The organism is Pseudomonas sp. IT-P294 (genome assembly GCF_949767865.1).
Lineage (GTDB): Bacteria > Pseudomonadota > Gammaproteobacteria > Pseudomonadales > Pseudomonadaceae > Aquipseudomonas.
Window position 1 is genome coordinate 78957 of the sequence record NZ_CATKQW010000044.1, and the last position, 21377, is coordinate 100333.

18 protein-coding genes are annotated in these 21377 nt (G+C 58.8%); 15 read left to right on the forward strand and 3 right to left on the reverse strand.

Annotated elements, in window-relative coordinates; translation table 11 throughout:
- The first annotated feature begins 13 nt into the window (after positions 1 to 13).
- The 6 genes from ACM6I0_RS23170 to ACM6I0_RS23195 all read left to right on the forward strand — a co-directional run bounded on the left by ACM6I0_RS23170 (position 14) and on the right by ACM6I0_RS23195 (position 10012).
- Positions 14 to 1696, forward strand: a complete 1683-nt coding sequence (locus tag ACM6I0_RS23170) for a fatty acid--CoA ligase (protein ID WP_285435270.1) — start codon at positions 14 to 16, stop codon at positions 1694 to 1696.
- Positions 1697 to 2033: 337 nt separating this feature from the next.
- Positions 2034 to 3935, forward strand: a complete 1902-nt coding sequence (locus tag ACM6I0_RS23175) for a DUF1302 domain-containing protein (protein ID WP_285435271.1) — start codon at positions 2034 to 2036, stop codon at positions 3933 to 3935.
- A 28-nt stretch (positions 3936 to 3963) separates the two neighbouring features.
- Positions 3964 to 5328: a DUF1329 domain-containing protein gene (locus ACM6I0_RS23180; protein WP_285435273.1), complete on the forward strand. Its 1365-nt coding sequence runs from the start codon at positions 3964 to 3966 to the stop codon at positions 5326 to 5328.
- Positions 5329 to 5676: 348 nt separating this feature from the next.
- Positions 5677 to 8415: a LuxR C-terminal-related transcriptional regulator gene (locus tag ACM6I0_RS23185; protein WP_414923378.1), complete on the forward strand. Its 2739-nt coding sequence runs from the start codon at positions 5677 to 5679 to the stop codon at positions 8413 to 8415.
- 146 nt (positions 8416 to 8561) lie between these two features.
- Positions 8562 to 9206, forward strand: a complete 645-nt coding sequence (locus ACM6I0_RS23190) for an MBL fold metallo-hydrolase (RefSeq protein WP_285435277.1) — start codon at positions 8562 to 8564, stop codon at positions 9204 to 9206.
- Positions 9207 to 9307: 101 nt separating this feature from the next.
- Positions 9308 to 10012 carry an OmpA family protein gene (locus tag ACM6I0_RS23195; protein WP_285435278.1) on the forward strand — a complete coding sequence of 235 codons (705 nt, stop codon included), beginning with the start codon at positions 9308 to 9310 and terminating at the stop codon, positions 10010 to 10012.
- Positions 10013 to 10108: 96 nt separating this feature from the next.
- Here ACM6I0_RS23195 and ACM6I0_RS23200 read toward each other — a convergent pair whose 3' ends face one another.
- Positions 10109 to 10543: a YhcB family protein gene (locus tag ACM6I0_RS23200; protein WP_222588392.1), complete on the reverse strand. Its 435-nt coding sequence runs from the start codon at positions 10541 to 10543 to the stop codon at positions 10109 to 10111.
- A gap of 144 nt (positions 10544 to 10687) precedes the next feature.
- Between ACM6I0_RS23200 and ACM6I0_RS23205 the strand changes: the two genes are divergently transcribed.
- The 3 genes from ACM6I0_RS23205 to zapE all read left to right on the forward strand — a co-directional run bounded on the left by ACM6I0_RS23205 (position 10688) and on the right by zapE (position 13883).
- A complete protein-coding gene (locus tag ACM6I0_RS23205; RefSeq protein ID WP_285435279.1) occupies positions 10688 to 11317 on the forward strand; it encodes an alpha/beta hydrolase in 630 nt (209 codons plus the stop codon).
- Positions 11318 to 11341: 24 nt separating this feature from the next.
- On the forward strand, positions 11342 to 12697 hold the full coding sequence (locus ACM6I0_RS23210) for a tryptophan--tRNA ligase (protein ID WP_285435281.1): 1356 nt from the start codon (positions 11342 to 11344) through the stop codon (positions 12695 to 12697).
- 91 nt (positions 12698 to 12788) lie between these two features.
- Complete coding sequence (gene zapE / locus ACM6I0_RS23215; protein WP_090180220.1) at positions 12789 to 13883, forward strand: cell division protein ZapE; 1095 nt, start codon at positions 12789 to 12791, stop codon at positions 13881 to 13883.
- Between the two features lie 129 nt (positions 13884 to 14012).
- Here the strand turns inward: zapE and ACM6I0_RS23220 are convergent, their stop codons facing one another.
- Positions 14013 to 14933: a GlxA family transcriptional regulator gene (locus tag ACM6I0_RS23220; protein WP_197678942.1), complete on the reverse strand. Its 921-nt coding sequence runs from the start codon at positions 14931 to 14933 to the stop codon at positions 14013 to 14015.
- A gap of 218 nt (positions 14934 to 15151) precedes the next feature.
- On the opposite strand from ACM6I0_RS23220, the gene ACM6I0_RS23225 reads away from it, so the two are divergent.
- Entirely contained in the window at positions 15152 to 16288 is a 1137-nt protein-coding gene (locus ACM6I0_RS23225) for an acyl-CoA dehydrogenase family protein (protein WP_285435284.1), read from the forward strand.
- A 104-nt stretch (positions 16289 to 16392) separates the two neighbouring features.
- Here ACM6I0_RS23225 and ACM6I0_RS23230 read toward each other — a convergent pair whose 3' ends face one another.
- Positions 16393 to 17433, reverse strand: a complete 1041-nt coding sequence (locus tag ACM6I0_RS23230; RefSeq protein ID WP_222588387.1) for an NADP(H)-dependent aldo-keto reductase — start codon at positions 17431 to 17433, stop codon at positions 16393 to 16395.
- 245 nt (positions 17434 to 17678) lie between these two features.
- On the opposite strand from ACM6I0_RS23230, the gene rplM reads away from it, so the two are divergent.
- From rplM to ACM6I0_RS23255, 5 genes are all read left to right on the forward strand, one after another.
- Positions 17679 to 18107 carry a 50S ribosomal protein L13 gene (gene rplM / locus ACM6I0_RS23235; RefSeq protein ID WP_007905295.1) on the forward strand — a complete coding sequence of 143 codons (429 nt, stop codon included), beginning with the start codon at positions 17679 to 17681 and terminating at the stop codon, positions 18105 to 18107.
- A gap of 14 nt (positions 18108 to 18121) precedes the next feature.
- The gene (gene rpsI / locus ACM6I0_RS23240) at positions 18122 to 18514 is read left to right on the forward strand and encodes a 30S ribosomal protein S9 (protein ID WP_002555064.1); all 393 of its coding nucleotides are present in this window, start codon (positions 18122 to 18124) and stop codon (positions 18512 to 18514) included.
- Between the two features lie 267 nt (positions 18515 to 18781).
- Positions 18782 to 19375 carry a ubiquinol-cytochrome c reductase iron-sulfur subunit gene (gene petA, locus ACM6I0_RS23245; protein ID WP_285435288.1) on the forward strand — a complete coding sequence of 198 codons (594 nt, stop codon included), beginning with the start codon at positions 18782 to 18784 and terminating at the stop codon, positions 19373 to 19375.
- On the forward strand, positions 19375 to 20586 hold the full coding sequence (locus tag ACM6I0_RS23250; RefSeq protein ID WP_090180233.1) for a cytochrome b: 1212 nt from the start codon (positions 19375 to 19377) through the stop codon (positions 20584 to 20586). The genes petA and ACM6I0_RS23250 overlap by 1 nt, the downstream gene beginning before the upstream one ends.
- The gene (locus ACM6I0_RS23255) at positions 20586 to 21368 is read left to right on the forward strand and encodes a cytochrome c1 (protein ID WP_222588386.1); all 783 of its coding nucleotides are present in this window, start codon (positions 20586 to 20588) and stop codon (positions 21366 to 21368) included. Before ACM6I0_RS23250 ends, ACM6I0_RS23255 begins: the two co-directional genes overlap by 1 nt.
- Positions 21369 to 21377 lie beyond the last annotated feature (9 nt).

Below are 21377 nucleotides of genomic sequence, written 5' to 3' on the forward strand. Positions count from 1 at the left end.
AAAAGGGATTCTTATGTTGCAGACTCGCGTTATCCCCCCAGCCGAAGGCGCTTACCAGTATCCGCTGCTGATCAAGCGGCTGCTGATGTCCGGCGCTCGTTACGAGAAAACCCGCGAGATCATTTACCGCGACCAGTTGCGGTACAGCTATCCGACCCTGATCGAACGGGTCGCACGGCTGGCCAACGTGCTGACGGAGGCCGGGGTCAAGGCCGGCGATACCGTGGCGGTAATGGACTGGGACAGCCATCGTTATCTGGAATGCATGTTTGCCATCCCGATGATCGGCGCGGTGATTCACACCATCAACGTGCGCCTGTCGCCGGAACAGATCCTCTACACCATGAACCACGCGCAGGACCGCTTCGTGCTGGTCAACAGCGAGTTCGTCGGGCTGTACCAGGCGATTGCCGGACACCTGACCACGGTGGAGAAAACCCTGCTGCTGACCGACCTGCCGGAAAAAACCGCCGACCTGCCCAATCTGGTCGGCGAGTACGAGCAATTGCTGGCGGCTGCCAGTACGCAGTACGACTTCCAGGACTTCGACGAGAACTCGGTCGCAACCACTTTCTACACCACCGGCACCACCGGCAACCCCAAAGGCGTGTATTTCACCCATCGGCAGCTGGTGCTCCACACCATGGGCGTGTCGACCATCATGGGCGCCATCGACAGCGTGCGCCTGTTGGGCACCAACGATGTCTACATGCCGATCACCCCGATGTTCCACGTGCACGCCTGGGGCTTGCCGTATGTGGCGACCATGCTTGGGCTCAAGCAGGTTTACCCTGGCCGTTACGACCCTGAATACCTGGTGGAGCTGTGGCGCAAGGAAAAGGTCACCTTTTCCCACTGCGTGCCGACCATTCTGCAGATGGTCCTGAATTCGAAGGCAGCTCAAGGCACCGATTTCGGCGGCTGGAAAATCGTCATCGGCGGCAGTGCGCTGAACCGCACGCTGTACGAAGCGGCCAAGGCCAAGGGCATTCAGCTGACCGCGGCGTATGGCATGTCGGAAACCGGGCCGTTGGTATCGTGTGCTCATCTCAATGACGAACTGATGGCCGGCACCGAGGACGAACGCACCACGTATCGCATCAAGGCGGGCGTGCCGGGGCCATTGGTGGAGGCGGCCATTGTCGATACCGACGGCAACTTCCTGCCCGCCGATGGTGAGACCCAGGGCGAACTGGTGTTGCGCGCACCGTGGCTCACCGAGGGTTATTTCAACGAACCGCAGAAGGGCGCCGAGCTCTGGGCCGGGGGCTGGCTGCACACTGGCGACGTGGCGACGCTGGACAGCATGGGCGTGATCGACATTCGCGACCGTATCAAGGACGTGATCAAGACCGGCGGCGAGTGGATCTCCTCCCTGGACCTTGAAGACCTGATCAGCCGCCATGTAGCGGTACGCGAAGTAGCAGTGGTGGGCATCGCTGATCCACAGTGGGGCGAACGCCCGTTTGCGCTGCTGGTGATCCGCGAAGGGCATGAGATCGGGGCCAGGGAGCTCAAGGAACACCTCAAGCCCTTCGTCGAGTTGGGACACCTGAGCAAGTGGGCGATCCCGAGCCAGATCGCCCTTGTTACTGAAATTCCCAAGACCAGTGTCGGCAAGCTCGACAAGAAGCGTATCCGCGTCGACATTACCGAATGGCAGGCTAACAACAGCGCCTTCCTCTCGACGCTTTAAGCGTCTTCTGGCGTGCCCGAAAGGGCACGCCAGCCCCACCAAGCAAGCGCTTGGCTTGTTTAATTCGGATTTTCAGCCATCCTTGCCGTGCCGACAGGTGTCGGACTGGCGAAAGGACTGTTCCAGAGTGGCTGGCAGCTGCAAATCACACTTTAGAGGGATCAAGCTCTACTACCTGCTGGCTATAGTCCGCTCAAGGATTTTTAAGAACGGAGCAAACGCACAAAACGGGGCGATGCAATTTTGGAGTGACTTCGGGACGCCATGGCTCCCCGTCACCCACAACGTTTTTAGAAGTGCTCACTGCCATAACAATAATGCACATGGAGTAGCGTCGATGACATCAGTAAACAAGTTCTGGCGCCGGGCGAAATTGCCCCTGGCGGTCAGTCTCGCCTCTTCGCTCGCCGGGCCTGCATTCGGCGTCAGTTTCAACGTTGGTGAAATCGAAGGTCAGTTCGACTCGTCGCTCTCCCTGGGGATGAGTGTGTCGACCCAACAGCCGAACAAGAACCTGATCGGCGTGAACAACGGCGGGCAGGGCCTGTCCCAGACCTCCGATGACGGCCACCTGAACTTCAAGAGCGGCCAAGCCTTTTCGAAGATCTTCAAGGGCATCCATGACCTTGAATTGAAATATGGCGATACCGGCGTGTTTGTCCGGGGCAAATACTGGTACGACTTCGCGCTGCAAAACGAAGACCTGGAATTCAAGAACGTCAGCAACGACGGCCGCAAGGAAGGCGCCAAATCCTCTGGCGGGCAAATCCTCGACGCCTTCATCTATCACAACTACTCCATTGCCGATCAGCCGGGTTCCGTGCGTCTGGGCAAGCAGGTGGTGAGCTGGGGTGAAAGTACCTTCATCGGCGGCGGCATCAACTCGATCAACCCGATCGATGTGTCCGCGTTCCGTCGCCCGGGTGCCGAGATCAAGGAAGGCCTGATCCCGGTCAACATGTTCTACGTGTCCCAGAGCCTGACCGAAAACCTGTCGGCCGAAGCGTTCTACCAGTTGGAATGGGACCAGACTGTCGTCGACAACTGCGGCACATTCTTCTCGCAGCCCGACATCATTGCCGATGGTTGCAATAACAACCTGCGCGTACTGAACAAGCGCTCGACGATTCCAGGCATCGCGCTGGGCCCGTTGGCTGCCAACGGTGTCGACGTCAACGAGGAAGGTGTTCTGGTCCGGCGTGGCGGTGATCGTGATGCACGCGACAGCGGCCAGTGGGGCGCTTCCTTCAAGTACATGTTCGATCCGCTGGACACCGAGTTCGGTGCCTACTTCATGAACTACCACAGCCGTGCGCCGATCTTCAGCGCCACGGGTGCGCCGCAGTCGGTCTACAACGGCGTGGCGGCATTGCCAGGTCCGTTCCAGGCGCTGGGGCCGTTGGTGGTCGCGGGTAACTCGCAGTACTTCGTCGAATACCCTGAGGACATTCGCCTCTACGGTCTGAGCTTCTCCACCACCCTGCCTACCGGTACGGCGTGGAGCGGTGAGGTCAGCTACCGTCCGAATGCACCGGTGCAGTTGAACTCCACCGACATTCTGTTCGCCGGCATTCGTCCTCTGGGCAACGGCAATGCGAATAATCCTTTGACCAATGCTTCGTTGCTCTCTGCCGCGCCGGGCACTGACCTGCATGGTTATCGTCGCAAAGAGGTCACGCAATTCCAGACCACCCTGACGCACTTTTTCGATCAAGTCATGGGTGCCAGCCGTCTTACGCTGGTCGGCGAAGTGGGCGTGACCCATGTCGGCGGGCTGGAAAGTACCTCTGACGTTCGTTATGGCCGTGATCCGGTCTACGGTCCGGGTGAACTGCCGGCCTCGGGCGCTCTGGACACCTGTATTGCACTCAATACCAGCACCATCAACGGTGCCGGCGCGGGTGCTGCCACGAACAACCGCAGCCGCAACTGCACCAACGAAGGCTTCACCACGCCGACTTCGTGGGGCTATCGCGGTCGTGCGATCTGGGAATACAACGACGTTTTTGCCGGTGTGAACCTCAAGCCGAACGTGGCTTGGTCCCACGACGTCAGCGGTTACTCGCCAGGCCCTGGCGGCAACTTCGAGGAAGGTCGTAAAGCGGTGAGCCTGGGCGTCGATGCCGAGTACCAGAACACCTACACCGCGAGTCTGGCGTACACCAACTTCTTTGATGGCAAGTACACCACTGTCGATGATCGCGATTTCGTAGCGCTCAGCGTCGGCGTGAACTTCTAAGCACTGTTTTTTCAGGACGAACACACATATGAAAATAACAAAGAGTCTGTTCCACGCCGGTGTTCTGGGGCTTTCGCTGCTGGCAACCAGCGTCATGGCGGCGGTCCCCGCTGCCGAAGCGGACAAGCTGGGCAAAAGCCTGACCCCGATGGGGGCCGAGATGGCGGGCAACGCCGACGGTTCGATTCCAGCCTGGAAGCCGATGGCGAAAACCGCCGGCACCGTCGACGGAAAAGGCTTCCTGTCTGACCCGTACGCCAGTGAAAAACCACTGTTTACGATCACGGCGAAAAACGTCGATCAGTACAAGGACAAGCTCGCTCCGGGTCAGTACGCGATGTTCAAGCGCTACCCGGAAACCTTCAAGATGCCGGTTTACCCGTCCCATCGCGGCGCGACCGTGCCGGATGACGTGTTCGCCGCGATCAAGAAAAACGCCACCGCCACTAACCTGGTGTCTGGCGGCAACGGTCTGGAAAACTTTGAAACCGCGGTACCGTTTCCGATTCCAAAGAGCGGCGTTGAAGTCATCTGGAACCACATCACCCGCTATCGCGGTGGCAGCGTGACCCGTCTGGTGACCCAGGCCACGCCGCAGCCAAACGGCTCGTACAGCCTGGTGTACTTCCAGGACCAGTTCGTGTTCCGCGACAAGATGAAAGACTACGACCCGAAAAACCCGGGCAACATCCTGTTCTACTTCAAGCAGAAAGTGACTGCGCCGGCACGTCTGGCCGGTGGTGTGCTGCTGGTACACGAAACCCTCGACCAGGTGAAAGAACCGCGTTCGGCGTGGGTCTACAACGCCGGTCAACGTCGCGTGCGTCGTGCGCCACAAGTGTCCTATGACGGGCCGGGTACTGCGGCGGATGGCCTGCGGACCTCCGACAACCTGGACATGTACAACGGCGCGCCGGATCGTTACGACTGGAAGCTCGAAGGCAAGAAAGAGATGTACATCGCCTCCGACAGCTACAAGCTCGATTCGCCGCAACTCAAGTACGACGACATCATCAAGGCCGGCCACATCAACCAGGATCTGGCTCGCTACGAGCTGCGCCGAGTCTGGCATGTAGTGGCAACCTTGAAGGAAGGTCAGCGTCACATCTATGCCAAACGTGACTTCTACATCGACGAAGACACCTGGCAGGCAGCGGTGATCGATCACTACGACGGTCGTAATCAACTGTGGCGCGTGGCGGAAGCCCACTCCCAGAACTACTACAACGTTCAAGTGCCGTGGTACACCCTGGAAACCTTGTACGACCTGCAATCGGGCCGTTACCTGGCACTGGGCATGAAGAACGAAGAGAAGTCGGCGTATGACTTCGGCTTCACCGCAACTACCAGCGATTTCACACCTGCTGCGTTGCGTCAGGACGGGGTTCGCTAACCTGCACTGAACAGAGGCCGCATCCTCGAAAAACGCCCCGACTGGTTCGGGGCGTTTTTTTGCCTGGATTTTTTCCATGAGTCTTCGGTGCCTTTGACGCCCCCATCGCGAGCAAGCTCGCTCCCATAGGTAACGCGCTTGTCCATAAAAGTGCGATCGACTGTGGGAGCGAGCTTGCTCGCGATGGGGGCGACTCGGTCTGCCAGGAAAACACCATCGCAGGCCGGACACTTTTGCTTGTATTCTTTTTGTAGCCATTTGTAGCAATAACCTTCATTCCCTCTTCGTTTACCGCTAGTCTGCGGACATCTGCAACGCCGCCATCCGTATTTCAAACAAGAGCCGGCCATGACTGATCTGTCCCCACTCCCGGGCCCTGCAAGCGCTGCCGTCGCGGCACTGGAAGGGCGCTTTTTCCGGCCCCCGTTACCTGACGGCCATGTATTGCGGCCTCGTCTGTGCGAGCGCCTGAGTGCCGGCCTCGGTGGCAGGCTGTTGCTGGTCAGTGCGCCCGCCGGGTTCGGCAAGAGCTCATTGGCGGTGGAGTTCTGTCAGGGGCTGCCGGCCCATTGGCAAAGCCTGTGGCTGGGGTTGAGTCCTCGAGACAGCGACCCTGGCCGTTTCCTTGAGCGCTTGCTCGAAGGTCTTCAGGATTACTTTCCGACACTGGGCAGCCAGGCGCTGGGCCTGCTGAAAATGCGCCAACGCCATCAGCCGTTCGCCTTCGAGGAATGGCTGGACGGTTTGCTTGACGAGCTGGCCATTCATCTTTCGCCCATGACACCTTTGTTACTGGTGCTGGATGACTACCATCTGGCCCAAGGCCCGGTGCTCGATCGCTGCCTGCAGTTTTTCCTCAATCATTTGCCCGAGGGCTTGCTGGTCATGGTGACCAGTCGACAACGTCCGGACTGGCACCTGGCGCGTTTGCGCCTGTCGCGCCAACTGCTCGAGTTGCATGAGCAGGACCTTCGACTGACTCACGACGAAGCCCTGACGTTGCTCGACCGACACAGCAGTTCATTGCGTGGCGAGGCCCTGGAAAATCTGATTCAGCGCAGTGAAGGCTGGGTCGCCGGCCTGCGTTTCTGGCTGCTGGCGGCCTCCGAGGCGGGTACCGACACTGCGTTGCCTCAGTCTTTGCACGGTGGGGAAGGGCTGATTCGCGATTACCTGCTCGAAGAAGTCATCGATTGCCTGCCTGCCGAAGTGCAGTCATTTCTGTACGACACCGCGCCTCAGGAGCGTTTTTGCAGCGAGCTCTGCGACGCCATCCGCGAAGCCCATGACAGTGCCGACATCCTGCGTTTCCTTCAGGCACACCAGGTGTTCCTGGTGCCGCTGGACGAGCACGGCCATTGGTATCGCTATCACCACCTGTTTTCCGACCTGCTGCGCACCCGTCCCATCGCGCAGACGATCGTGCCGGCCGCCAGCCTGCATCTGCGCGCCTGTCGCTGGTTCAATGCACAAGGGCTGCTCGACGAGGCCGTTGAGCAGGCGTTGCGCGCCGGGCACTTGGACGTTGCGGCGAACCTGGTGCAAAACCTTTCTGAAGAACAATTGCTCGCCGAGCAGAACGTCGGCATGTTGCTGCGCTGGAAAATGGACTTGCCCGATAGCCTGCTGATCAGCACGCCGCGGCTGATCGTGCTCTACAGCTGGGCGCTGGGGCTGGCCTGTCAGCTGGATGCTGCCGAGGAGCTGGCGGCCCACTTGAGTCGTTTCCTGCCAGCCCCGTCGGCCACCGCGCAGAAGTCCATGCTGGCGCAATGGCTGGCCCTGAGCGGCATCATCGCCCGAGGGCGAGGCAATCGCGCGCTCACGCAGCTTTACTGCACCGAAGCGCTGCAGAGCCTCCCGGCCAAGCGCTACGGGCAACGGCTGATGTGCCTTTCGACCCTGTCCAACCTGGCGATCGCCGACGGCGATTTGTGGCGTGCCCGCAGCCTGAATCGCGAGTCGCTGGAGTTGGCACAGCGAGTCGGCAACCCGCTGTTCGAAGCGCTGGCCCATTACGACCGCGCGCGCGTGCTTCAAGCGCGTGGGGAAATCCTGCGTTCGTTGCAGGAAGTGCGTCAGGGGCTGCAGCGTCTGCAAGGATTGTCGCCGCAACGGCTTTATGCGGTGCGTGCACGCTTGACCCTGTACGAAGGTTTTCTCTTGGCCGTGCGCTTGCAACCGCAAGCTGCGCGGGCGCGTTTGCAAGCGGGATTGAGTGAAGCCCGCGCCTGTCGCGATATCAGCGTGTTGATTGGCCACTGCGTGATCGCCCGGCTCGAAGGCAGCAGCGGCGAATTCGCCAAAGCCTTCGCCGAACTCGCCGAAGCCGAACGCCTGATGCACATCTGGGACGTGCCGCCGATTTACTACCTGGCGATGATCACGCTGGTCAAATGCGAACTCTGGCTGGCCCAGGGGCGCACCGATCTGGCGGAAGCCTGGCTGTCACGGCTGGGCCAGACTTACAACGGTGAACACGCGGCCGCACCGCCGGAATTTCATCCTCAACTGCCGCTGCATATCGAGTTGCAGCAAGCGTTGCTCGAGGTGATTCAGGGGCAACCGATGCTGGCCGAAGGGCGTTTGAATGCGTTGCTTGAACAAGGGCAGACATCGGGACGGCAAATGCTCAGCGTGATGGCGTTGGCGCAGAAAATAACCTTGTTGCTGGCGGCCGGGCGTGAGCCGGAAGCACGCAAGGCGTTGGTTCAGGCGCTGGAAGCGGCAGCCGGCGGGGTCCTGCAACCGTTTGACGGGTTGTTGACTGCACACCCGGATTGGCTGCGGGGTCAACTGCAACTGTTTCCGCCGACCGTTGTGTCGCAAAACCTGACTGAAAAACTTCCGGCCACGGCTGCTCGCCCGGCCTTGGAGTCATCGCCTGGGGCCGAACAGCTCAGCGCACGTGAGCTGGCCGTTTTGCGCCTGATCGCCCAAGGTTGCTCCAACCAGGAAATCAGCGACCAGTTGTTCATCTCACTGCACACGGTCAAGACCCACGCGAGTCATATCAACAGCAAGCTTGGGGTGGAGCGGCGTACGCAGGCGGTTGCCCGGGCGAAGGAGTTGGGGGTGTTGGCCTAGTCCAAACCTGCGCCCAAGCTTCAACGCAAACGCCGCGAGCAAGTCGGGAGGGCGTATTTGTTTGTACTCCCGCGCCGTTTCGGCGAGGCGTAGAATCCTCAAGCCACACTCACAGCCTTCCGTCTGATACAGGCCAACGACTTCCCATGACTGTTCCAACCCCCGTACTCATCCGCGAAACCTTCCCCGTTGGCCCTTTGCAGTGCAACTGCACGATCATCGGCGACCCGATCACCAAGAAAGCGATCGTGGTCGATCCGGGCGGCAATCATGAGTTGATCCTGGCGCGCCTCGACGCCTTGGGCCTGAAAGTCGTCAGCATCATCCACACCCATGCGCATCTGGATCACTTCCTGGCCTCCGGTCAGCTCAAGGAGAAAACCGGCGCGACCTTGCACCTGCATAAAGAAGATCAGTTCCTCTGGGACAATCTGGAAATGCAGTGCCAGATGTTCGGTGTGCCTTATACGCCAGTGCCGTCACCCGACTGCTGGTTGGCCGACGATGAAGAACTGGCTTGCGGCTGCGGCGTGGCATTGCATACGCCGGGCCATACGCCAGGTTCCATGAGCTTTTGGTTTTCCGAGGCTAAGCTGCTGATAGCCGGCGACACGTTGTTTCGTCGTGGAGTCGGGCGCACGGATCTGTGGGGGGGCGATCAGGCGACTATCGTGCGGTCGATCAAGCAGCGGCTGTATACCCTCGATGAAGATGCGACCGTCGTGACCGGGCATGGTCCGGACACACGACTGGGCGATGAAATGCGCGAAAACCCTTTTGTTCGCGCCTGATTTGTAACAGGTGGAATTTTTGACGGGCGAAATGATCCAACGCCCGCAAAGGTCCAATGCCTGATCCGTTGCACCCTAGAATGCAAAAGTAGGAGCTCTTAATGTTCACCAAGCAGCGTTTGATTATTGTCGCTACGGCTGTTGCCTTGCTGTCTGGCTGCGCCTCGCCCAATCCTTATGACAATCAGGGCCAGGCCAACGGTGGTGGCTCCGAGGGCATGAGCAAGACCGCTAAATATGGCGGTCTGGGTGCCTTGGCCGGTGCCTTGGCGGGTGCTGCCATCAACCACGACAACCGTGGCAAGGGCGCGCTGATTGGCGCCGCTGTCGTGGGTGCTTCCGCTGCCGGGTATGGTTACTACGCCGACCAGCAAGAGAAAAAACTGCGGGCCAGCATGGCCAACACCGGTGTCGAAGTGCAGCGCCAGGGTGACCAGATCAAGCTGATCATGCCGGGCAACATCACGTTCGCGACCGATTCGGCGAACATCGCTTCCAGCTTCTACCAGCCGTTGAATAGCCTGGCGGGCTCGCTCAAGGAGTTCAACCAGAACCAGATCGAGATCGTCGGCTACACCGACAGCACTGGCAGCCGTCAGCACAACATGGACCTGTCCCAGCGTCGTGCGCAGAGCGTGGCGACTTACCTGACCTCGCAAGGTGTCAGCGGCACCAACCTTTCAGCCCGTGGCGCCGGCCCGGATAACCCGATTGCCAGCAACGGCGACGCCAATGGCCGAGCGCAGAACCGTCGGGTCGAAGTCAACCTGAAGGCGATTCCGGGTCAGCAGTATCCGCAGCAATAAACGCGTTACCTTTACTGACCTGACTGAACCCCAGGCGTAAAAAAGCCCCCGGACAATCACTTGTCCGGGGGCTTTTTCATGTCGCGCGAAACCTGATTATTTCTTCAGGCCGTAATGTTCATCGAGCATGCCCGGCGCGTTCGGGGCTTTTGGGGCGTAATCGCGAGGCGGTTCCTGATTGCGCGGAGGCGTCAGGCGCTCCCGTGGCGCTACGGTCGCATCGGAATGCAGGGCGGCCAGCAAGCGTTGGCGAGTCTGCTCGTCCAGGGCCAGGCGGTTGGCGCCCTCGGCGAGGTGATCCTGCACTTCCTGATAGCTCGCAGTCAGTTTCTTGACCAGGTTTGCAGTGCTGTTGAAGTGGGTGACCACCTCATTCTGATAACTGTCGAAACGTTCCTGAATGTCATCCAGCTGACGTTGTGTGCTGCTCGGCGCAGCATTCGGCACCAGGCGAGCGATCAGGAAACCTATGGCGACACCCACAACCAGGGCAAGAGTCGGCAACAACCAAACTAAGAGCGAGTGTTCCACGAGTCCTTCCTCTATAAACGGCTTTGCTTTACGTTAACGGCTCGAACCTGCGCTGTATACCGCGATTCACTCGCAATAGATTGGCACAGACAATTTGCTAGACGAGTCGACCCGATTTGAGGTCACGGAGTTCCTTCCTTGCTTATGCGCGAAACCCCTGTATTGATTGATGGCCCGGTCGGTCAATTGGAAAGTTTGTACCTGGATAACGAGCAGCCTCGAGGCCTGGCACTGATCTGCCATCCGAATCCGGTGCAGGGCGGCACCATGCTCAACAAAGTGGTCTCGACCCTGCAGCGCACCGCGCGCGACGCCGGTTTGATTACTTTACGTTTCAACTACCGTGGTGTCGGTGCCAGTGAAGGCGCCCACGACATGGGTACCGGCGAAGTCGACGATGCCCAGGCCGCGGCCGAGTGGCTGCGGGCCAGGCACCCGGACTTGCCGTTGACGCTGTTCGGTTTCTCCTTCGGCGGTTTTGTGGCGGCCAGTCTCGGCGGCCGCCTGGAAGCCAAAGGCGAGCAGCTCAAGCATTTGTTCATGGTTGCGCCTGCGGTCATGCGCCTGGGTGATCAGGATAAACTTCCACAACAGGGCGATCTGACCCTGATTCAGCCGGAAACCGATGAAGTCATCGATCCGCAAGCTGTCTACGACTGGTCCGACAAACTCGAACGTCCCCATGAGCTGCTGAAAGTGGCAGAATGCGGACACTTTTTTCATGGCAAGCTGACTGATCTCAAGGATCTGATCCTGCCGCGTCTTTCGAATTGATTGCAGTCTGACAAGCGATTACCCATGACGACTCGTACCCGTATTCTCACCGGCATCACCACCACCGGCACGCCGCACCTGGGCAACTACGCCGGCGCCATCCGCCCGGCGATCCTGGCCAGTCGTGACAGCAATGCCGATTCGTTCTACTTCCTGGCCGACTACCATGCCCTGATCAAATGCGATGACCCGCTGCGCATCCAGCGCTCGCGTCTGGAAATCGCCGCGACCTGGCTGGCCGGTGGCCTGGATGTGGATCGTGTGACGTTCTACCGTCAGTCCGACATCCCAGAAATTCCTGAGCTGACCTGGCTGCTGACCTGCGTCGCCGCCAAGGGCCTGCTCAACCGCGCCCACGCCTACAAGGCCTCGGTGGACAAGAACGTCGAGACCGGCGAAGACCCGGACGCCGGCATCACCATGGGCTTGTACAGCTATCCGGTGCTGATGGCCGCCGACATCCTGATGTTCAATGCACACAAGGTGCCGGTCGGTCGTGACCAGATCCAGCACGTGGAAATGGCCCGCGACATCGGCCAGCGCTTCAACCACCTGTTCGGTCAGGGCAAAGAATTTTTCACCATGCCCGAGGCGCTGATCGAAGAAAGCGTCGCCACACTGCCAGGCCTCGACGGTCGCAAGATGTCGAAGAGCTACGACAACACCATTCCGTTGTTCAGCAGTGCCAAGGAAATGAAAGACGCGATCTCGCGGATCGTCACCGACTCCCGCGCGCCGGGTGAAGCCAAGGATCCCGACAACTCGCACCTGTTCACCTTGTTCCAGGCCTTCGCCACCCCGGCGCAGTCCGACGAATTCCGCAGCGAGTTGTTGCAGGGCCTGGGTTGGGGCGAGGCGAAAAATCGCCTTTTCCAACTGCTCGACAGCGAGCTGGGCGAGTCCCGTGAGCGTTATCACCAGTTGATCGAACGTCCGGCGGACCTGGAAGACATCCTGCAGGCCGGCGCCAAAAAGGCCCGCTCGGTGGCGACCCCGTTCCTCCACGAACTGCGTGAGGCGGTTGGCCTGCGTTCTTTTGTTGCCCAGACCCAAGTCGCGGCCACCACCAAAAAGAAAGCCGCGAAAGCCGCTCGTTTTGTCAGCTTCCGCGAAGAAGACAGCAGTTTCCGCTTCCGTCTGTTGGCGGCCGATGGCGAGCAATTGCTGTTGTCGCGTAACTTCGCCGACGGCAAAACCGCAGGTCAGGTGACCAAGCAGCTGCAATCAGGCCAGCCGTTGGATGTGCGCAGTGAAGACCGCAGCTTCAGCGTCTGGCTGGAAGGCGAGTGTGTGGCCGACAGCCCGACGTTCGCTGACGATGCCGCTCGCGACGTCGCCATCGAGGCCTTGCGGGTTGCCCTGACCCCTGTTCAGGAATAAATCAACGGCACGGCCCGACCAAGGGCTGATTGCCATTCCCCCGGGCCGTCGCTACAGTGACGGCCCGTTTTTGTTGCCTTGCTAACGAATTATGACGCCCCTAGAACGATATCAAGCTGATCTGAAACGCCCGGAATTCTTCCATGACGCCGCGCAGGAAACTGCCGTGCGCCATCTGCAGCGCCTGTACGACGATCTGGTCGCCGCCTCGCAGAGTAAACCGGGCCTGCTCGGCAAGCTGTTTGGCAAGAAAGACGTGGCACCGGTCAAGGGTCTGTACTTCTGGGGCGGCGTTGGCCGTGGCAAGACCTACCTGGTCGATACTTTCTTTGAAGCGCTGCCCTTCAAGGAAAAGGTCCGCACTCACTTCCACCGCTTCATGAAGCGCGTGCACGAAGAGATGAAGACCCTGGGTGGCGAGAAAAACCCGCTGACCATCATCGCCAAGCGCTTCTCCGATGAAGCCCGGGTGATCTGCTTCGATGAGTTCTTCGTGTCCGACATCACCGACGCGATGATCCTCGGCACGCTGATGGAAGAACTGTTCAAAAATGGCGTGACCCTGGTCGCGACCTCGAACATCGTGCCGGACGGCCTGTACAAGGACGGTCTGCAACGCGCGCGCTTCCTGCCGGCCATTGCGCTGATCAAGCAAAACACTGACATCGTCAACGTCGACAGCGGCGTCGATTATCGTCTGCGTCACCTCGAGCAAGCGGAACTGTTCCACTTCCCGCTGGACGAAGCCGCTCAGGAAAGTTTGCGCAAGAGCTTCCGCGCTCTGACGCCGGAATGCACGGCTGCGGTCGAGAACGACGTGCTGATGATCGAGAACCGCGAAATCCGTGCCGTGCGCACCTGCGATGACGTGGCCTGGTTCGACTTCCGCGAACTGTGCGACGGCCCGCGCAGCCAGAACGATTACATCGAGCTGGGCAAGATCTTCCACGCCGTGTTGCTCAGCGGTGTCGAGCAGATGAGCGTCACCACCGACGACATCGCCCGACGCTTCATCAACATGGTCGACGAGTTCTACGACCGTAACGTCAAGCTGATCATTTCTGCTGAAGTCGAGCTCAAGGACCTCTACACCGGCGGTCGCCTGAACTTTGAATTCCAGCGCACGCTTAGCCGCCTGCTGGAGATGCAATCGCACGAATTCCTGTCCCGGGCGCATAAGCCTTAGGATATTTCGGATAATAAAAAAGGCCTGCATTGCAGGCCTTTTTTTTGTGCTGATCGTTCCCACGCTCTGCGTGGGAATGCCGCCATGGACGCTCTGCGTCCGCTTCGATCATCGTTTCAAGTCCAGCCCTTAAGCGGCTTGTTGGAATTGCTGCCGATACTGGTTCGGCGACAGTTCGGTGTGCTGGCGGAACAACCGCGCAAAGAAGCTCGCATCGTCATATCCGACCTCATAACTGATGGTCTTGATGCTCTTGCGGCTACCCGATAGCAAGCCTTTGGCGGTCTCGATGCGCAGGCGTTGCAGGTAATGCAGCGGCTTGTCACCGGTGGCGGTCTGGAAGCGGCGCATGAAGTTGCGGATGCTCATGCCGTGCTCGCGGGCCACGTCTTCAAAGCGGAATTTGTCGGCGAAATGTTCTTCGAGCCAGTGCTGGATCTGCAGGATGATCACGTCCTGGTGCAGTTTTTGTCCGCCAAAACCAATACGTCCTGGCGAATAGCTGCGCTGCACTTCGTAGAGAATGTCGCGCGCCACGGCTTGCGAGACGTTGGCGCCGCAGAAGCGTTCGATCAGGTAAATGTAAAGGTCGCAGGCGGAGGTGGTGCCGCCGGCGCAATACAAGTTGTCGGCGTCGGTCAGGTGCTTGTCCTGATTGAGCTGGACCTGTGGAAAGCGTTCGGCGAAGGCGTTGAAGAAGCGCCAGTACGTGGTCGCTTCCTTGCCATTGAGCAACCCGGCTTCGGCGAGCCAGAACACCCCGGTCGCTTCGCCGCACAATACCGCGCCGCGAGCGTGTTGTTCTCTCAGCCACGGCAGGACTTGTGGATAACGTTTGACGAGTGTGTCGAAGTCGTCCCAGAAGGCGGGGAGGATGATGACGTCGGCATTTTCCAGGGCGCCGTCCACCGGCATGATCACATCGCTGAAGCTGTTCACCGGTTTGCCATCGGGGCTGACCAGTCGGGTTTCGAACGCCGGTGTCAGGCCCTGGCCCAGTTGTTTGCCATAACGCAGGCTGGCTAGATGGAAGAAATCCTTGGCTTGCATGAGGGTGGAAGCGAAAACCCGGTCAATGGCCAGGATGCTGACGCGCCGCAAGGGCGTGGAGGCTTGGTTAGACATAATTCAACTTTATTCTTATAGGGGAAAGTGGTCACCAGACGGCTGGATCGTCTTATTTTTTGTCTGATGTGTCCAGTGTCCTGTATCGAATGCGAGGCTTAGTCTCTGAAGGTCAACTCCTTCCAACCAACGACAGGTGCCGCATGATTCCCAGAACCTTGTTCAGTTCCGAGCACGAACTTTTTCGCGACAGCGTGCGAACGTTCCTCGAAAAAGAAGCGGTGCCGTTCCATGGGCAATGGGAAAAACAAGGCTATATCGACCGTCAACTCTGGAACAAGGCAGGGGAGGCGGGGATGCTCTGTTCTCACCTGCCAGAGGAATATGGCGGGCTGGGGGCGGACTTTCTCTACAGTGCCGTGGTGATCGAGGAGGTCGGTCGCCTGGGGCTGACGGGGATCGGATTTTCCCTGCATTCGGACATTGTGGCGCCGTACATCCTGCACTACGGCAGTGAAGCGCTGAAGCACAAATACTTGCCGAAACTGGTGTCTGGCGAGATGGTCACGGCCATCGCCATGACCGAGCCGGGGGCCGGTTCCGACCTGCAAGGCGTGAAAACCACTGCCGTGCTGGACGGTGATGAATATGTCATCAACGGTTCCAAGACATTCATCACCAACGGCTTTCTCGCTGATCTGGTGATTGTCGTGGCCAAGACAGATCCGAAGGCCGGGGCCAAAGGCACCAGCCTGTTTCTGGTCGAGGCCAACACGCCGGGCTTCGACAAGGGCAAGCGCCTGGAAAAGGTTGGCATGAAGGCTCAAGACACGTCGGAGCTGTTTTTCCAGGATGTTCGAGTGCCGAAAGAAAACCTGCTGGGGCAGGCCGGGATGGGCTTCGCGTATCTGATGCAGGAGTTGCCTCAGGAACGCCTCACAGTTGCCATCGGCGGACTCGCTTCGGCCGAAGCCGCGTTGCAATGGACCCTGGACTACACTCGCGAGCGCAAGGCTTTCGGCAAGGCGATTGCAGATTTCCAGAACACTCGCTTCAAGCTGGCGGAGATGGCGACGGAGATTCAGATTGGTCGGGTGTTTGTCGATCGCTGCCTGGAGCTGCACCTGCAAGGCAAGCTGGATGTACCGACGGCCGCGATGGCCAAATACTGGGGCACCGATCTGCAATGCAAGGTGCTCGACGAATGCGTGCAACTGCATGGCGGTTACGGCTTCATGTGGGAATACCCGATCGCCCGGGCGTGGGCGGATGCGCGGGTCCAGCGGATTTACGCCGGGACCAACGAGATCATGAAGGAGATTATTGCGCGGTCGCTTTGAATTTGTTGTGAGTTCAGTATCGCCATCGCGGGCAAGCCCGCTCCCACCGGTTCAGCGCTGAATCTGTGGGAGCGGGCTTGCTCGCGATCGGGTCTAATGATCGATCAAGGCGCCGGGTTCGGATGATCCTTGTGAATCGCCTCGATCCCTTCCAGCACTTCATCGGAAAGTTTCAGCTCGAAGCTGGCAATGTTGCTGTCGAGTTGCTCCAGCGTCGTCGCGCCAATGATGTTGCTGGTCACGAACGGCTGTTGGGTCACGAACGCCAATGCCATCTGCGCCGGGTCCAGGCCGTGCTCACGGGCTAGCGCCACGTAACGACTGCACGCTGCTTCCGACTGTGCATTGAAATAGCGACTGAAGCGGCTGTAGAGGCTCAGGCGACCCTTTGGCGGCCTGGCGCCGCCTTCGTACTTGCCTGACAGGAAGCCGAACGCCAGCGGCGAATAGGCGAGCAGGCCGCATTGTTCACGGATGGCGATTTCCGCCAGGCCGACTTCGAAACTGCGGTTGAGCAGGTTGTACGGGTTCTGGATCGACACCGCGCGCGGCCAGCCACGGGCTTCGGCCAGGGCGAGGAAGCGCATGGTGCCCCACGGTGTTTCGTTGGACAGGCCGATGTGGCGGATCTTGCCGGCCTTGACCTGTTCGTCCAGCGCTTCGAGGGTGTCTTCCAGTGGCGTGAGGTTGGCTTCGATCTTGTGTTTGTAGCCCAGCTGCCCGAAGAAGTTGGTGCTGCGTTCCGGCCAATGCAGCTGGTACAGATCGATGTAGTCGGTTTGCAGGCGCTTGAGGCTCGCGTCCACGGCTTCGGTGATGTGCTGGCGGTTGTGGCGCAGGTTTTTGTCGCGGATGTAATCGATGGTGTTGCCGGGGCCGGCGATCTTGCTCGCCAGGATCCAGTCGGCACGATCGCCGCGACTCTTGAAGTAATTGCCGATGTAGCGTTCGGTGGTGGCGTAGGTTTCAGCCTTGGGCGGCACCGGATACATCTCGGCGGTGTCGATGAAATTGATCCCGGCGCTTTTGGCCCGTTCAATCTGGGCGAAGGCTTCAGCTTCGCTGTTTTGCTCGCCCCAGGTCATGGTTCCGAGGCAGATGGCACTCACGTTCAGATTGGTTCGGCCTAGCTGGCGATAGTCCATCGGGTGCTCCTTGGGCAAAACAATCATAAAAGCAGGTTGAAATATTTTTCGCAATCTGCATAATTGCGCACCTCTTTCTGCAGTGGAAGTGATGCGCCGCCGCCGAAGAATCTTGCCGTTGAACGGACGCGCCGACCCGAGCCCCCGAAAGCGTCTGTATCCGGCTGCCTTTGACTTGTCAAAGTACGCACTATTCAGTAAGATCCGCCGTCTAATTTACAGGGCGGCCCCTGAGGCTATAAAGAATGAAAACTTTTACTGCTAAACCGGAAACAGTACAGCGCGACTGGTTTGTCGTCGACGCTGCAGGTCAGACCCTGGGTCGTCTGGCCACCGAAATCGCGAGCCGTCTGCGTGGCAAGCATAAAGCTGAGTACACTCCTCACGTTGACACCGGCGACTACATCGTCGTTATCAATGCCGAGCAGATTCGTGTAACCGGTGCTAAAACCACCGACAAGATCTACTACTCCCACTCCGGTTTCCCGGGCGGCATCAAGTCGATCAACTTTGAAAAGCTGATCGCCAAAGCCCCTGAGCGCGTGATCGAGACCGCGGTCAAAGGCATGCTGCCTAAGAACCCGCTGGGTCGCGACATGTATCGTAAGCTGAAAGTCTATGCGGGCGCTGTACACCCTCATACTGCTCAGCAGCCCCAAGAACTGAAGTTTTAACGGAATAGTTCATTATGTCGGCGACTCAAAATTACGGCACTGGCCGTCGCAAGACCGCAACCGCACGCGTTTTCCTGCGTCCGGGTACAGGTAACATCTCCATCAACAACCGTTCGCTGGATAATTTCTTCGGCCGCGAAACTGCCCGCATGGTAGTTCGTCAGCCGCTGGAATTGACTGAGACTGTCGAGAAGTTCGACATCTACGTCACCGTGATCGGTGGTGGTGTAAGTGGTCAAGCTGGCGCAATCCGCCACGGTATCACTCGCGCACTGATGCAGTACGACGAAACCCTGCGTGGCGCTCTGCGCAAAGCTGGCTTCGTTACTCGCGATGCTCGTGAAGTTGAACGTAAGAAAGTCGGTCTGCGTAAAGCGCGTAAGCGTCCGCAGTACTCGAAGCGTTAATTCGCTTTCTCGTTCAAAAAGAACGCCCAACTTCCTCGCGAAGCTGGGCGTTTTTTTATGCGCGTTATTTATCAAAGAATTGCGCTGTGACAACTTGCCACAGCCGTAGAGGCCCTATACTGCAAGGCTTGGCAGTGGAGCCCTTCGGTAATTACCTTGTCAGAATTGGGGCTTTTCATTACCATTCGGCAAAATTTTTATAAGTTCAGATTTTTACTTAGTAGACGCCTGATTTAACAGGCCACAAAGCTGATGGGAGAGGACTGAATGAGCAATGACGGCGTGAATGCAGGCCGGCGTCGCTTCTTGGTAGCAGCCACATCCGTGGTGGGTGCTGCAGGAGCGGTGGGGGCTGCGGTCCCGTTCGTGGGGTCATGGTTTCCCAGTGCCAAGGCGAAAGCCGCAGGTGCACCGGTGAAGGTGAATGTCAGCAAAATCGAGCCAGGCCAGCAGATGATTGCTGAGTGGCGCGGTCAGCCGGTGTTCATTGTCCGCCGTACTGCGGAAATCCTGGGGAATCTGAAGAAGATCGAGGGCCAGCTGTCTGACCCGACCTCCAAGAACTCGACGCAACCGACTTATGTCGACCCGCAAACGCGGTCGATCAAGCCAGAAGTTCTGCTGCTGATCGGTATCTGCACGCACCTGGGTTGCTCGCCGACCTTCCGTCCGGAAGTGGCACCTGCTGATCTGGGCAAGGACTGGGTAGGTGGTTATTTCTGCCCTTGCCACGGTTCCCACTACGATCTGGCTGGCCGCGTCTACAAGTCGCAACCTGCGCCTTTGAACCTGCCAGTTCCCCCGCATTCCTATGAGACCGATGAGATCATTGTCATCGGCGTCGATACGGAGAAAGCGTGATGAGCAAGTTCATGGATTGGGTTGATGCGCGCTTTCCCGCGACCAAAATGTGGGAAGACCATCTCAGCAAGTACTACGCCCCGAAGAACTTCAACTTCTTCTACTTCTTTGGCTCGCTGGCATTGCTCGTTCTGGTTAACCAGATCGTTACCGGTGTCTGGTTGACCATGAGCTACACCCCGTCGGCGGAAGAGGCGTTTGCTTCCGTCGAATACATCATGCGCGACGTCGAGTACGGCTCGATCCTGCGCCTGCTGCACTCCACTGGCGCTTCGGCGTTCTTCATCGTGGTCTATCTGCACATGTTCCGTGGCTTGCTCTACGGTTCGTACCAGAAGCCGCGTGAGCTGGTGTGGGTCTTCGGGATGCTGATCTACCTGGCGCTGATGGCTGAAGCCTTCATGGGTTATCTGCTGCCGTGGGGCCAGATGTCCTACTGGGGTGCCCAGGTGATCATCTCGCTGTTCGGTGCGATCCCGGTCATCGGCAACGACCTGACCCAGTGGATCCGTGGTGACTACCTGATTTCCGGCATTACTCTGAACCGCTTCTTCGCCCTGCACGTGGTTGCCTTGCCGATCGTGATTCTCGGTCTGGTGGTGCTGCACGTCCTGGCGTTGCACGAAGTTGGTTCGAACAACCCGGACGGCGTGGACATCAAGAAACACAAGGACGAAAACGGCGTACCGCTGGACGGCATTGCCTTCCACCCGTACTACACCGTGAAAGATATCGTCGGCGTTGTGGTGTTCCTGTTCATCTTCTGCTCGATCGTGTTCTTCTTCCCGGAAATGGGCGGCTACTTCCTCGAGAAGCCGAACTTTGAAGTGGCGAACGCCTTCAAGACCCCTGAACACATCGCTCCGGTCTGGTACTTCACCCCGTTCTACGCAATTCTGCGGGCGATTCCGGACAAACTCATGGGTGTAATCGCCATGGGTGCTTCGATTGCCATGCTGTTCGTACTGCCGTGGCTCGACCGGAGTCCGGTCAAGTCGATGCGCTACAAAGGCTGGCTGAGCAGGATCTGGCTCTGGGTGTTCTGCATCGCGTTCGTGATCCTGGGCATTCTGGGCGTTCTGGCCCCAACCCCTGAGCGGACGTTGCTGTCGCAGGTATGTACCTTCCTGTACTTCGCCTACTTCATTCTGATGCCGTTCTACACCCGGCTCGAGAAGACAAAACCGGTTCCGGAAAGGGTGACTGGCTGATGAAAAAACTATTTGCTGTACTGATTCTTGCTGCCATGCCTGTTCTGTCCTTCGCGGCTGAGCACGGTGGTCCCGAGCTGGAAAAGGTCGACATCGACGTTTCCGACAAAGCGGCCATGCAGGATGGCGCGCGTACATTCGCCAACTACTGCATGGGCTGCCACAGCGCCAAGTTCCAGCGTTACGAGCGTGTTGCCGATGACCTTGGCATCCCGCACGACCTGATGCTCTCCAAGCTGGTGTTCACTGGCGCCAAGATTGGCGACCACATGAGCATCGGCATGCAGCCGGCAGACGCCAAGACCTGGTTCGGTGCGGCACCGCCCGACCTGACCCTGGTCGCTCGTGTTCGCGGTACCGACTGGCTCTATGGTTACCTGCGTTCGTTCTATGAAGACCCGGCGCGCCCTTGGGGGGTGAACAACAAAGTCTTCCCGAACGTCGGGATGCCTAACGTTCTGGTCGGCCTGCAGGGTCGTCAGGTGGTAGGCTGCAAACAAGTTCAAATCGTCGAAGACGGCAAAAAGCAATATGATCCGCTGACAGGCACTGCTTTGACTCATGAAGCGTGTGACCAGCTGACTGTGTTGCCGAAAACCGGCACGCTGAACGCAGAGCAGTTCGACGAGAAGGTCAAGAATCTGGTGACCTTCCTGGCCTACTCGGCCAACCCGGTGAAGCTGCAGCATCAGCGCATCGGTACCTATGTGTTGCTGTATCTGGCGTTCTTCTTCGTATTCGCTTACTTGCTCAAGCGCGAATACTGGAAAGACGTCCATTGATAAAGCTTT